We start from the raw sequence: 14,273 nt of genomic DNA, 5'->3' as shown, positions 1-14,273 counted from the left end.
AAGGCGAGTCAATAACAATGACTCAAGATTTGGTGGTAATTAACGTTATGTTTTATCAAGTTCTTTCTTACTGTCGATCATAATCCCAATGTATGCCTAAACTGTATACCCACAATTTGGTAAAGACTAAATAGCTTGATCTAGATCATCATTTTTAACAAAATAAATGATGGATCAACTAAGTTAATTACCTTTACAGATTGGCAAACAGCAAGATCATCAGCTATGACTATTCAGCATAGTCTAAACAATGAGTTACAAGCGTATAAAGATCAGGCCGAGATGTTAATGAAATACGACAAGTATAACTTAAGGGGTAGATGGGCGACACAAAAAAAGCACCGACCATCTGGCCAGTGCTTGCAATAATTAATTTTTTGAAATACCGATTGGTATGAGAAGTTAACTTTGCTTTATTTGATTCAAGATACGTTTCTCAGAGATAGGATAAGCCGTACCCAATACCTGAGCAAAACAGGAGACACGATACTCCTCTATCATCCACCTTGCCTCAAGTAGCCTCTCTGGGATAGCCACAGATCTGGGCACTTTAACTAACTGACACTCCAGCTCCTGCTGCACATTAGCAATACTATGCATATGCAAGCGGTCACGATTGGGATCGACAGGCAACTTGTCTAAGCGATTATCGACGGCTTTAAGATACCTCACCATGTCGGGTAAACGTTTCCAACCACAAGCCTCGACAAAGCCTTTGAACACGAGTTTATCCAGCTGATTCTTGATATCACTCATGGCGAAGGCTATATCCAGGCTTATCTTGCCCTTCAATCGCTTCTTCACCTTTTGATAAAGCGTCAATATCTCTTCGACTCTGAGAGCTATCTTAACCGCCGTGGGATTAAGTTCTTGTCTCACCCAATCTTTAGCCTGTTCAAAATCGGACTCACAGCGTACATCCAGTTCCTTCTCATCGAGTAACTGCTGCACAGACGCCGATAAGATATCATCCAACAAGATATGTATTTGACCGAAGGGGTTAAAATACATGGCCAGCTTAGCCTTGTTAGGTAAGGTCTTCTGCAGATGCTTTACCGGTGAAGGAATGCTGATTAACAACAAGCGCTGCAGACCCAGTTGATGGGAACGAACGGCCTCATTTTCATCATCAAATAATTTGATAGATACGCTAGATTTATCGTCCACCAATGCGGGGAACGCCTTGACCTCGAAGTTGCCTTTCTTCTGTTTAAATGCTTTTGGCAGGTCGCCGAAGGACCACTGGGTCAACTCGGTTTTTTCGATACCAGAATCGGCTACCTGGCGAATGGCTTGAGTCACCTGGCCTTGAAGGCTGGCTTTGAGCTGCTCAATATCTCGAGCTTGAGCCACTAACTTGCCATTGTCATCCTCCACCTTGAAATTCATCAACAGATGCTTAGGCAGTTGGCTAAGATCGAAGTCATCGATGCTGACACGAACGCCACTCATGCGCAGCAACTGCTTACACATTGCATCGATGAAACTCATCTCGAAGGGCTTCATCGCCTGCATACAGGCATTAGCATAATCGGGCGCCGGGACGAAATTACGCCTGAGACTCTTAGGCAGAGCGCGGATCAGGGCGATGCACTTTTCCTCTCTCAGTCCGGGGACCTGCCAGTCGAAATCGACATCTTCTATCTGATTGAGCAGGGCCACAGGAATATGTACGGCCACGCCATCATCCTCGGCGGACGGCTCGAAATGATAGCTCAAGCAGAGTTTAAGATTAGCTTGATGCCAAAAATCGGGGAAATCCAACGCCGAGATGTGATCATCTCCTCGCTGCATCAATTGCTCACGTTCGAAATCTAATAGATCTGGGGTTTTACTACGCTCAACATTCCACCAGCTAAAGAACTTAGGCGCGTTATAGATCCCCTCGGGAATTCTGGGCTCATAGAAATCCACCAACACCTGCTCATCCACTAATATGTCGCGGCGGCGTGATTTATGTTCTAAGTTCTCGACCTCTTTGAGCAAGTTACGGTTCTTGATGAAGAAGGCTTCATTAGTTCTCAGCTCACCATCGGCCAAGGCGCTGCGAATAAAAATCTCACGCGCCTCCAGTGGATTAACCGGGCCGTATTGCGTCTTGCGGCGGTTAACTATCATCAGTCCATAGAGTATTTGATTTTCAAGGGCCACCACACTGCCCTGCTTCGCCTCAAAATGTGGCTCAAGATAGTTTTTCTTGATCAAGTGTCCGGCCAAAGGCTCTATCCACTCAGGTTGAATTTTGGCGCAGCAGCGGGCAAACAGACGTGAAGTCTCGGTGAGCTCAGCCGCCATGATCCACTTCGGCCCCTTACGCGCCAGAGGCGATCCTGGAAACACGAAGAATTTACGGTTACGGGCGCCTAAATATTCATTATCTTTGTCTTTAAAACCAACATGACTCAATAGACCCGTGAGCAGAGACTTGTGCAGTAACTCATAATCGGCAGGCTCGCTGTTGAGACGCCACTTTAAATCATGCACGGCTTGTCTCATCTGGGCATAGAGATCTTGCCACTCACGCACCCTCAGGTAGGCAAGGAACTCTTTCTTACACTGCTTTCTAAACTGACTACTGGAAAGGGATTTTTGTTGCTGCTTGAGGTGATCCCACAGATTCACGAAGGAGACAAAATCTGAGTCCTTATCGCTGTGCTTCTTATGTGCCTCATCGGCCGCCTGCTTCTTATCCATGGGACGTTCCCTTGGATCTTGAATCGACAATGCAGAGGTGATCACTAAGGCTTCGTGCAGGCAACCATTAGTGTTCGCCGCGATAACCATACGGGCCAGACGCGGATCCACGGGAATATGCGCAAGTTGCTTGCCCAGTGTCGTCAGGGTTAAGCGCCCTTGTGAATTTTTTACCGCTTCTAACTCTTCCAGTAACAGGAATCCATCTCGGATATATCGAGAGTCCGGCGGCTGCAGGAAAGGAAACGCTTCTATGTCGCCAAGCCCTACTGAGAGCATCTTGAGAATAACCGAGGCTAGGTTAGTCCTTAAAATCTCAGGATCGGTAAACTCGGGTCTGTTATTGAAATCATCCTCGTCGAATAAACGGATACAAATACCCGCGGCGACACGACCACAACGTCCCTGACGCTGATTAGCGCTGGCTTGTGAGATGGGCTCGATGGGCAGACGTTGCACCTTAGTGCGGTAACTATAACGACTGATCCTGGCAGTACCAGGATCGATGACGTAACGAATGCCGGGGACCGTCAGCGATGTCTCGGCAACGTTAGTCGCCAGCACTATTCTACGGCCAATATGGCTCTTAAACACCTTAGACTGCTCGCCGTATGACAGGCGCGCATAGAGGGGCAAGATCTCGGTATCTCGGTACTGACGGCGATTGAGTTGATCCGCCACATCACGGATCTCACGCTCACCGTTCATAAAGATCAGAATGTCACCGGGCCCTTCGGCAACCAGTTCATCCACGGCTTCGAATATACCTTCGGTGAGATCCAGATCCTCTCCCGCATCACGCACTAGGGGTCGATAGCGAGTCTCAACCTCATAGGTCCGCCCCGAGACTTGAATAACGGGGGCATCGTCGAAATGTTTGGAAAATTTATCCAGATCTATGGTCGCCGAGGTGATGATCACCTTCAAATCTGGGCGTTTTTTTAATACATTCTTGAGATAGCCTAAGATAAAATCGATATTCAGGCTTCGCTCATGGGCCTCATCTATGATGATGGTGTCATATTGATCGAGAAACTTATCATGAGTCAGCTCAGCCAACAAAATACCGTCGGTCATCAACTTGATGTAAGAATCTTGATTGATGGCATCGGCAAAGCGAACTTTAAAGCCGACAACCTCACCGAGTGGACTATTGAGTTCATCGGCGATACGACTGGCAACGCTCCGCGCCGCTAGACGCCTAGGCTGGGTATGGGCTATGAGGCCACGGCAACCTAAGCCTAACTCCAGACAGATTTTTGGCAGCTGAGTCGTCTTACCCGAGCCAGTTTCACCCGCGATGATGACCACTTGATTGCCGGCAATCGCCCTGGCTATCTCATCTCGCTTCTGAGAAATAGGCAGGTTTTCGGGATAGGTGATCTCGGGACGGGCCTGACGGCGTCGCTCAACCTTGTCGAATGCTGCAACGGCCTGAGCTTCGAGCTTGTCCAGATTTACCCGCTTCTGATCCGAATCAACTTCTTTATTGAGCCTGAAGAGACGACGCCTGATCCTCGAGGCATCGGCCTGATAACACAGTTTTAGATAATTGTTAGATAGCGGATGTAGTTGCGAACTCAAGTCAGATCCCATTACTCGAAGCAAAAAAACGATCCTAGCAAGTAACGATTCTTATTGGTACGGAAAATTAACCAAAAACGTCTATTAAACCAGCAAGAGTAAGGTTTAAATGCAGGTAAAATTATTGGAATGGAAATTTGCGGCTATATTAGCTGTTGCTATAGGCCTCGCGCCGTTCACTTTCTCTTAGGTACTGTCCCGATAAATGCCATATTTATCGGGACGATATGCTAGCTTGTTTTAGATTCGCCGCTAAAACGCTTAATGTAAAATTCTGATCCAACATGAGAGATCACCAATGAAAAACACCAATAACCTGCTGATTAACAATGTCACCCTCTAGGGGAGACAGAGTCTGCATCAGACGTCATTGAAAATGGTGAGTTTACCTGCTTCACTGCCATGTCAGAGGCCATCACGGCAAATGATCAGTTCGTTAAGGTGATTGATGGTGAAGGCGGAATGGCCATCGCCCTGCGAACCTCATGTTCATCTCGATACCACTCAAACTGCGGGAGAGCCGAGTTGGAATTCCTTGTTCAAAGTAAAAGGGCACCCTGTTTGAAGGCATCGAACGTTGGTCAGAACGCAAAAAAAACTTGTCTATCCAAGATGTAAAAACACGGGCTAAGCAGACATTAAAATGGCAGATAGCCAACGGTATACAGCATGTCCGCACCCATGTGGATGTATCGGATCCGACGCTTATTGCACTCAGGGCCATGCTCGAAGTGAAAGAGGAGATGAAAGCTTGGGTCGATATTCAAATTGTCGCCTTTCCTCAGGAAGGCATACTCTCCTACCCCAACGGTAAGGCGCTTATGGAAGAAGCCGTCAAACTTGGCGCCGATGTCATTGGCGCCATCCCCCATTTCGAGTTTACCCGGGACCGGGAATATGGCGTCGAGTCTCTGCACTTCGTGTTCGAGCTAGCACACAAATATGATCGCCTCATCGATGTGCATTGTGACGAGATAGACGATGAACAATCTCGTTTCGTGGAAACCCTTGCAGCCTTAGCCCACAAGTTTGATATGGGCCACAGAGTCACCGCCAGCCATACCACAGCCATGCACTCTTATAATGGTGCCTATGCATCGCGGCTTTTCAGGCTGCTGAAGATGTCTGGTATTAATTTCATCGCCAACCCTTTGGTGAATATTCATCTTCAGGGGCGCTTCGATGACTATCCGAAACGCCGTGGGATCACTCGGGTCAAGGAGATGTTGGCTGCCGACATCAATGTCTGCTTCGGTCACGACGATATCTTCGACCCTTGGTATCCGCTGGGTACGGCCAACATGTTGCAGGTGCTGCATATGGGATTGCATGTGTGTCAAATCATGGGCTATGAGCAGATAAACCAGTCTCTGGCTTTAATCAGTCATAATTCGGCCCGCACCATGAATATCATATCTCATTACGGGCTAGAGGAAGGTAAGCCAGGAAGTTTACTTATCTTACCCGCCGACAATGGATTCGATGCGGTTAGGCGTCAGGTGCCAGTGCAATATTCAATTCGTCACGGAAGATTATTGTCACAGACTCAATTAGCGACGACAGAGATCCATTTAGCGGAAACAGAGGCCGTGACCTTTAAGCGATAAGATCTTAGCCAAAAATAGAAAGTAGAAAATTCGCCTTGGTTGAATTTTATCAAAACAAAGCCCAAAACAAAGCCAGCCATTAACTAATCAAAACAAAGCCAGCCATTAACTAATTAGCAACTTAACGATACAGAATCAAGCTTTCAACTCGCGCTAGATATAAAAGTTAAATATTCCCGATAACATCAACATAAAACCTGTGTAACTCAACAAAATAGATGGATTTTAAACAAAGTAGCGATTTGTAGGCAGAGCTTGTCACCTCAAATTATTGAGGAGGAAAAACGGGGGGAGTAGGTTAATTGAGCTGAGTTATCGGCTAGTTTCTAGATACTGACAACACTTAGAAAAGTGCCGTCGCCGCTTCTCAAGGTGTTCACAATAACTCGTCAGCTCTTGCAAGGTACCTACTGGACCATGGAATAGCTTACCGAAATCAGAGGTGATTTTTATCCAGTTATCTGCTGACATATTGAGTCTAGTTAATATCTTAGATGCACTTGAAGAAATAGCCCCACGCTTGTCATCACGGATTATCCTGCCTGTTTCATCAACAAGTTCGAGATAGTCTTTCAGAGCAAAGTTGATACCTTTCGGTTGATTGAGCCGCTCATCCCCAATAAAGGGCAGTAGCTTTGCCGGCTGTTGGCCTTTTAAAGCAGCCTTTACTCTCATTTGAAGGCTGGTGTAATCTGAGGTTTCTGGTGTTTTAGCCATTTTTGCGCGTATGGGATTGAGTTCTACATAAGCCATACAGGCCAGTACAGCCGCTTCATCGAGTAAAGCTTGGCTTTTAAATCGCCCTTCCCAGAAATGTCCTGTGCAGTTATCCTCTTTATTCGCCATCCTCGCGATTGGCTCATTGAGACAGCGCATAAACCAACTTATGTCACTTAATCGGCTACGATATAAGGCTATTGAATGTTTGAGGGCGTTGATTTCATGGCTTTCAATTATCTCACATTTTACAAATTTCCGAGTTATATCAGTCCCTTTAAACAGTTGATGCCAATGCTCTACCACCTCTATATCGGTCCAACTATTTGCTTGAAAAATGTCAATGTTAAGCACCACATGCAGATGATTCGACATCACTGCATAGGCTGCGACATCTATTGAAAATATCCCACCCAGCTTAAGCAACTGATTTTCTACCCAGTTTCGTCTATGATTATAATTTTTCCCTGTGAGCTTATCATCTCCAAAGAGGAGGGCTCTCCGAGTTACCCGACTACAGCAATGGTACCAAGACGTGTCTTCGATACTAATTTGAGTTCTTCTTGGGCGTGGCATAGTTAACCCCTACTTTTAACCAATATCTAAAGCTTAGTAGGTGGTTAAACATTATGCCATTTACTATGGCTGTCTCTATTTTTGGTCTAGTAGGTGGTTAAACATTATGCCATTTACTATGGCTGTCTCTATTTTTGGTCTCTATTTTTGTTCTCACGTCTTTGTGAAATCATTTTCAGGCGAGAAAAAACTAATATTATTCCTACCCTAGCCTTTGGCGACATACATTGCCATGTCAGCATTCTTGATTAAATCAACTAATGTACGTCCGTCAGCGGGGAACATGGCATGCCAACGGATGTTCCTATCTGGAGCACTTCACCGAGAATATCCATAGGCTCATTAATCGAACTGACAACACGGTTAGCGACATACGTAATTTCGTCTTTTCCTTTCGGATTGTTGAGGATAAATATGAACTCGTCGCCGCCCACGCGGGCCACAGTATCTGACTTGCGCACCAGTGCCAGGAGCCTTTTCGCTACCTCCTTTAACAGCTCGTCCCCGACGTTGTGGCCAAACTGGTCGTTGACGAGCTTGAATCCGTCAAGGTCGAGAAACATCAGCGCCAGATTGCACTGTTCACGATTGGAATTGATAAGTTTTTGGTTTATCCGCTCCATCAGCAAGGTACGATTTGGCAAGTCGGTCAAGGCATCGTGAAAAGCCAAGTGCTTTATGTGTTCATCTTTACGCCAAAGAGCAGTAATGTCGCTGAATACTGATACATAGCGAACAGGTTCGCCGTCCGTGGCGCGAACCATGCTAATGGTCATGCGTTCCAGGTAAAGGTCCCCGTCTTTACGACGGTTCCATATCTCGCCATTCCACCGACCCTTAGTTTTTATTTCATTCCACATGGAGGCATAAAATGCCTGGTCGTGCCGGTTAGATTGAAGAATGCGAGGGGTTTGTCCGACGGCCTCCTCAGCCACATAGCCGGTTATCTCGGTGAAGGCCGGGTTAACCGATAAGATATTCCCATTGGCATCGGTGATCAGGACACCATCGAGCGTGTTCTCAAAGACGCATGCGGCCAGTTTGAGTTTCGCCTCCGTTTCCTTGAGAACCGTCACCTCGCTGGCCTGAATCGCAAATCCTTTGACAGTACCATCGGCATCGAAATCGGGGATATAGTGCCCGATGATATGACCTACGTTTCCATTGGCTTTGTTCAGAGTCTGCTCAAAGCGTTGCGGTTCACCGGCCAGGACTCGGCGAATATAGGGCTCATTCAAGGTAAACAGGTGCTCGCCCGCCAGATCCCGGAACGTGATACCGATAATGTCCTCAGGCGACTTCCCGAACCACTCACTGTAGGCATTGTTAGCATAGCGGCAGAGTAGGTCACTATCCCAATAGCCGATCATATTGGGCATGTCATCAATGATGGATCTGATGAATTGCTCACTTTTGGTGCTGGCCTTCGATACTGATTCGGCCTGTTTGAGTGCCTTTTAAAGACGATGTACGGCTTCGACAAGGTACGAGATAAAACTGCAGGTGACGGCGAAAATGGCCATATCCAGAAGGTCAAAGCGATTCTCAATAAAAGGGTGAGTAACAAATAGCGGCCACAGAAATGTGACCGCGAGACAGGCAAGCACGGTTGCCAGCAACCCGGCGTAAAGTCCCGCATAGAGCGCAACGGCAATCACCGCAGGATAGAATATCAGCCAGACGAGTTCTGACTCAAACGTTTGTAGCAGCCATACCCACAGGCCAGCGGCCAAGCTTACAAGTACGAATGCAGCGAGAAAATGTTTGAGGTGTTGTGAGGCAATTGCTTTATTTACCCCTGGGCCTTTTTCCGTTGTGACATTCATGTTTTATCTTTGGGCATAGGCTTTCAAGCTCCGATACTTGTCTATGGCTGCCATTTGGCTAGACATAACGACTCCCACGAGGTATTAGCCTCCAAGTCCGTGGGTTAGTCCAAAATAGTTAAATTGTGCACCAGAGCCATACTGTATTGCTAAGCATACAATATTGTAACCGGAGGCTAGCATGAGAAAACATAGCATAATTTTCATAGGTATTAGATACTCATAAAGAATTTATTATAACCGAGACATCCAAGATTATTTTCTGTTCGATGGCCTATACCTACTAGAGTCAGATTGCCTGATAAATTCATTGCTGTATCAATCCACCCACTTGCTACTCCAAACAATACTCAAATATTCTGTTATGAGTAAAATTTCGACTATTTCCTTGAAAATAAGACATCAGAAGAACCAAACAGCGGTTTGGTTATGCTTGGATATAATAATTTAAAATGGCTATCTCTGGGTCTTGATTAAGCGCTATCTAGCCATCGATGACAGTTGGCTGCACCTTGCCGGCGCTTGCGGTCAAGGTGTTCACAATAGGCCGTTAACTCTTGGGTGTTACCCACGGGCACTTTAAAAATCTTGGTAAACTCTGTGGTCATTTTTATCCTGTTTTCTTGCGGGATATTAAGTCTATTTAACATCTTAGCCGACTCTTGACCCATAGAGCCTAGCTTGTCGGCTCTGACTATTCGTCCAGTATCATCAACAAGTTGCAGATAATCTTTAACACTAGATGTAAATGATTACTCCCATCTTTGCGAATCAAGAGGACGTAAGCACAAATATCAATGGCAAACACGGGTGCCAGCTCCAGTAGTCGACTTTCAACCCAATCACATCTATGCTCATAAGATTGGCCAGTGTGATGATCGACTCCGCACAAAAATACCTTTCTAACACAACGAGATACGCAGTGATAATATAGGCTTCTTGTTAAATAAAAAGTACTAAACTGACTAACGTTTTTCTTGGTGTTGGCATAACAAACCCTCCTCAACAACTCTGACTTAAGCTTAGTCAAGGGATTTTCATCTGACAATCCTGGGTGTCTTGGTTATAGGTTATCGAATTGTTTGTGACACACTACCAATGTGTAGCCGTTGGCTGTACTACTTAGAGCATTAATACCGTCGGCAGATGAAAAGGTTATGAGTCAACAAGATTAGATCACCTATCAATTCAGTAAAGCAATTGTGGATCATTGGTTCAGAGTAAATTTAAGCTTTAGGTTGAAAAACTAACCGGCGTAAAGAAATGGAGGCAGAGTAAATTTAAGCTTGAGATTGAAAAACTAACCGGCGGTTCCATGGGACCTAAGCAACGTGGAAGGCCATGGGAACCTCAATACTATGACGTCCCCTTAAGCCCTCCACCAAGCAAGCACCAGAATGCTGGGTAGCCATGTTATTTCATTTCTGGCCACCAAATACTGATGCTCAAACTCTAACTACCAAACTCTGGCAACGAGTCCTTTAAGATAATAACCTTCGGGGAATGCACTACTGATGGGATGGTCGCTGGCTTGGTGCATACGTTCAATGAACTGCACTTCACGCTTGGCATCTAGCGCCGCATCGGCAACAACCTTCTGAAACAGATCCGATTGCATTAAGCCAGAACAGGAGAACGTCAGCAGTATCCCACCGGGATTAAGCAACTGCATAGCAATCATATTAATGTCTTTATAACCGCGACATGCGCCATTAAGCTGCGATTTATTGTCGGCAAACTTAGGCGGATCTAATATGATAACATCGAAGGTCTTGCCCTCTTCTCGATACAGGCGCAATAGCTTAAATACGTCAGCTTCGAGATAATTAACATGGTCATCGTTAAAGCCGTTAATGGACATATTATCACGGGCTGTTTGCAGCGCTCGTGCCGATACATCGACATTTTCAATGCTAGCAGCCCCAGCCTTAGCGGCATACAAGCCAAAGGTTCCGGTGTAACAGAAGCAGTTAAGTACGGATTTATCTTTGACGAAACGAGCCGCCATGGTGCGGTTATCGCGCTGATCCAGGTAGAACCCCGTCTTGTGTCCATTGACAACATCGACTGCGATCTTAATGCCGTTTTCTTCGATAATCACCGGCATAGGCGGTAACTCGCCATGTAGCAGTCCCACAACCGGAACTAAGCCCTCTTTCTTTCTCGAATTGACATCGGAACGCTCATAGATAGCGCAGTCAGGGTACTGAATGACGAGTTGCTCGACGAGAGTATCACGCCACTTTTCAGCCCCAGTACTCAATAGCTGACATACGAGTACATTGGCATAGCGGTCAACCGTTATCCCAGGCAAGCCGTCAGATTCGGCGGCGATCAAACGATAACCGGTAAGGCCTTGCTCGCGGATCAACGCATCACGACCCGCTTGCGCTCTTCGTATGCGTCTAGCAAAGAAATCGGCATCGATGGCTTCTTCTTTATCGAAGGTCCATATCCTCACCTGGATCTGAGATTCTGGCGACCAGGCACCGCGTCCGAGCCAATGCCCATCGTGTGCCACCACATCAACGGTATCACCCGGTGCAGGTTTCCCGCCATTGACGTTGTGAATACCGTTGGAAAATATCCAAGGATGGCGTCGCTCTAATGAACGTTCGCGGCCAGGTTTAAGTTTAATTCTGATAGCCATGGTACTGCCTAATTTAAATTGTAAAATGATTAATAACGAGCCGCGTCGCACCAGACAAAGACTGTGCATAAGGCGCAACGAAGCTAGATCATAGCCTGTTTTGAGTCTGCAAGAAATCAAGAAATGGGGTCAGAGTAAATTTAAGCTTGAGATTGAAAAAATAACCGGCGAATCCATAAGATAAAGGAGTCGTAGCGAATTAGGTAGGTCTCATGATTTCAAATTGTTTACAGGTAAGGTTAAATAAATAAATAGCCTTCTTTTGAATAACTCAGTGTAGATGCGGCGGCGAGCTTCGATTTCAGGGTAAGGTATCATGAAGTGATACGCTTCGAACGAGAGGCTGGGTGAATATGGCAAGCCATGAGCTCATGAACGAGAAGCATGGAAGCTGAACTGGCATTTGTATATGGACATATTTTGCCGAACTGGCGGTTAAACATGGAAGTTATGATCTTCAATGACCTATTACAACAGCAAAGATCACTGGATTCCAGCTAAAAAGATCTGCCGGAATGACAAAAAGTAACGACCAAAACCAAATGAACCAAAGCAAAATTTAACCTAGCTTCATTCGAAGCTAGGCAAATAAAACCATTGCTAACGAGTCAACTCATTAATGACATCTATTAATCAAAGCTTAGACCGGTGCCAGATAACACTGCTGCATATAGATGTTGATCGCATTGAGCACATTGGTTCGATTGATGGTGCCGATGACCTTGCCATTATCGACCACTGGGTAGACCTTAGGTTTAGAGCCCAGCATCTGCTCTGCAAGCTGCAACACGCTGTGTTCAGGTGTAACACTGAGCACCTCTGCACTCATGCAATCTTTTACCCTTGCGACTAAATCACAATGATAGCTGCTCTTGAGCATCACAGACATACAATCTTGTTGAGATAAAAATCCCACTAATTTGCCTTGCTCATCAACAACGGGGGCACCTAACTTCTTCCTCTCTAACAGTGCATCAACTGCTGTCACCAATGGCATATCTGGTGTCAGTAACACAGGTTGACGATCCATATGTTCACTCACTTTAATAGAATCCATATTGTTCCCCTATTTTTGTACCCATTGGCTTTATATGCACTTTTATCAATATACCTATAGATTAGTAAGTTGAGCAAGAATTAATCATTGATAAAGACAGTATTGTGAGAATATGCATCGTTAACATTCAAATTACCACCACATCGCCTAGCCTATTACGTCAATACATTCAATAGCCTACCTCAATAAAAATTGGCGGCATCAAAAATGTGATGTGACCATTCAAAACAGCAACACTACGACAAATTGACCCACTTTCGTCATAAATGACGATCAACTTCATGTTGATAAACATAGAAGTCACCACTTTTTGTTGAAGTTAATTAAAACTTGATGCATGTCAACTTTTTTTCATTTTTTTAGGCATAGACTCATTTGTGAAAAGTGAGCAAAAATAAACCACCCTACAATAATAAAGGTTTAACATGGACACACATGCAGCCCTATATCGACAGGGACAGGCGCGTTTGGATATGCTGCGCCAACTTAACTCCCGAGACGGACAGTCATTAACTAGCAAAATGAAACAGCATGACATCTCTCGCCGTGACTTCATAAAGTGGAGCGCATCTGTAACAGCGATGCTTGCACTTCCCCTGCCATTCAGCACGCTTGTCGCACAAGCCGCGGAACTTGCCGATAGAGTACCGTTAATCTGGCTACATATGGCCGAGTGCACAGGTTGTTCTGAGTCTTTAATAAGAACCGACACCCCTAATCTGGATTCTCTGATCTTCGATCATATTTCATTGGAATACCATGAAACCTTGATGGCAGCCTCTGGCTGGCAAGCTGAAGAGAACCTAGAACACGCAATGGAGGCCTACAAAGGCCAATATCTTCTTGCGGTGGAAGGCGCTGTTCCTACGGCAAACAACGGTGCTTATCTGACCATAGGTTGTAAGGGGCACACGGGGCTTGAAATCATCAAGCATGCAGCCGAAGGCGCTGCGGCCATTATTTCAGTGGGTACCTGTGCAGCTTTCGGTGGTGTTCAAGCCGCTTCGCCTAACCCAACCGGTGCAAAAGGCGTACATGAAGTTGTCGACAAGACAGTGATTAACTTGGGTGGTTGTCCTCCAAGTGAGAAGAACATTGTCGGAACCCTGATGTATTTCATCATGTTTGGCAAACTTCCCGCACTCGACATGTTCAACCGTCCTAAATGGGCTTACGGTGCTCGTGTACACGACAACTGTGAACGTCGCGGCCGTTTCGATGCCGGTGAGTTCGTCGAAGAGTTTGGTGATCAAGGTGCTAAAGACGGTTACTGCCTCTATAAGCTGGGTTGTAAGGGTCCTTATACCTACAACAACTGTCCTACCGAAAGATTTAACCACCATACCAGTTGGCCGGTACTGGCTGGACATGGTTGCATGGGCTGCTCAGAGCCTAATTTCTGGGATGACATGGCTGACTTTGAGAAGCCACTAGGCAGACAACTCCTCCATGGGTTTGATGCAACTGCGGACACCGTAGGTGCCGTTATTCTTGGAGCAACTGCTGTGGGTATTGGCGCCCATGCCGTTACCAGCATTTTCGCCAAGCCACTGGAGGACTAA

The 14,273-nt window shown here is 45.9% G+C and carries 8 protein-coding genes and 2 pseudogenes; 2 read left to right on the top strand and 8 right to left on the bottom strand.

Annotation, left to right across the window (positions count from 1 at the left end; all coding sequences use genetic code 11):
• Positions 1 to 402: 402 nt before the first annotated feature.
• Positions 403 to 4,290: an ATP-dependent RNA helicase HrpA gene (gene hrpA / locus KT99_RS11235; protein WP_005500073.1), complete on the bottom strand. Its 3,888-nt coding sequence runs from the start codon at positions 4,288 to 4,290 to the stop codon at positions 403 to 405.
• A gap of 587 nt (positions 4,291 to 4,877) precedes the next feature.
• On the opposite strand from hrpA, the gene codA reads away from it, so the two are divergent.
• Positions 4,878 to 5,885 (top strand): cytosine deaminase, encoded by a 1,008-nt coding sequence (gene codA / locus KT99_RS11230; RefSeq protein ID WP_005500072.1) that lies wholly within the window; start codon positions 4,878 to 4,880, stop codon positions 5,883 to 5,885.
• A 312-nt stretch (positions 5,886 to 6,197) separates the two neighbouring features.
• On the opposite strand, the gene KT99_RS11225 is transcribed toward codA, so the two are convergent.
• The 7 genes and pseudogenes from KT99_RS11225 to KT99_RS11200 all read right to left on the bottom strand — a co-directional run bounded on the left by KT99_RS11225 (position 6,198) and on the right by KT99_RS11200 (position 12,711).
• Positions 6,198 to 7,178: a hypothetical protein gene (locus KT99_RS11225; protein ID WP_040571890.1), complete on the bottom strand. Its 981-nt coding sequence runs from the start codon at positions 7,176 to 7,178 to the stop codon at positions 6,198 to 6,200.
• Positions 7,179 to 7,435: 257 nt separating this feature from the next.
• Positions 7,436 to 8,254 (bottom strand): diguanylate cyclase domain-containing protein, encoded by an 819-nt coding sequence (locus KT99_RS11220; RefSeq protein WP_269764048.1) that lies wholly within the window; start codon positions 8,252 to 8,254, stop codon positions 7,436 to 7,438.
• A pseudogene (locus KT99_RS23290) lies at positions 8,234 to 8,581 on the bottom strand (PAS domain-containing protein); the annotation flags it as partial. The gene KT99_RS11220 and the pseudogene KT99_RS23290, both read right to left, overlap by 21 nt.
• A 54-nt stretch (positions 8,582 to 8,635) precedes the next feature.
• Entirely contained in the window at positions 8,636 to 9,004 is a 369-nt protein-coding gene (locus KT99_RS22855) for a DUF4118 domain-containing protein (RefSeq protein ID WP_005500061.1), read from the bottom strand.
• A 473-nt stretch (positions 9,005 to 9,477) separates the two neighbouring features.
• Positions 9,478 to 9,744: pseudogene (locus KT99_RS23705) on the bottom strand (transposase); the annotation flags it as partial.
• Between the two features lie 716 nt (positions 9,745 to 10,460).
• Positions 10,461 to 11,654 carry a class I SAM-dependent rRNA methyltransferase gene (locus KT99_RS11205; RefSeq protein ID WP_040571897.1) on the bottom strand — a complete coding sequence of 398 codons (1,194 nt, stop codon included), beginning with the start codon at positions 11,652 to 11,654 and terminating at the stop codon, positions 10,461 to 10,463.
• 640 nt (positions 11,655 to 12,294) lie between these two features.
• The gene (locus KT99_RS11200) at positions 12,295 to 12,711 is read right to left on the bottom strand and encodes a CBS domain-containing protein (protein ID WP_005500057.1); all 417 of its coding nucleotides are present in this window, start codon (positions 12,709 to 12,711) and stop codon (positions 12,295 to 12,297) included.
• Between the two features lie 425 nt (positions 12,712 to 13,136).
• On the opposite strand from KT99_RS11200, the gene hyaA reads away from it, so the two are divergent.
• Complete coding sequence (gene hyaA / locus KT99_RS11195) at positions 13,137 to 14,273, top strand: nickel-dependent hydrogenase small subunit (protein WP_005500056.1); 1,137 nt, start codon at positions 13,137 to 13,139, stop codon at positions 14,271 to 14,273.

Origin of the sequence: Shewanella benthica KT99 (assembly GCF_000172075.1) — a bacterium.
Taxonomy (GTDB): domain Bacteria; phylum Pseudomonadota; class Gammaproteobacteria; order Enterobacterales; family Shewanellaceae; genus Shewanella; species Shewanella benthica_A.
Note: the sequence above shows the minus strand (reverse complement) of the source record. Positions and strands in the feature narration are given on the sequence as shown.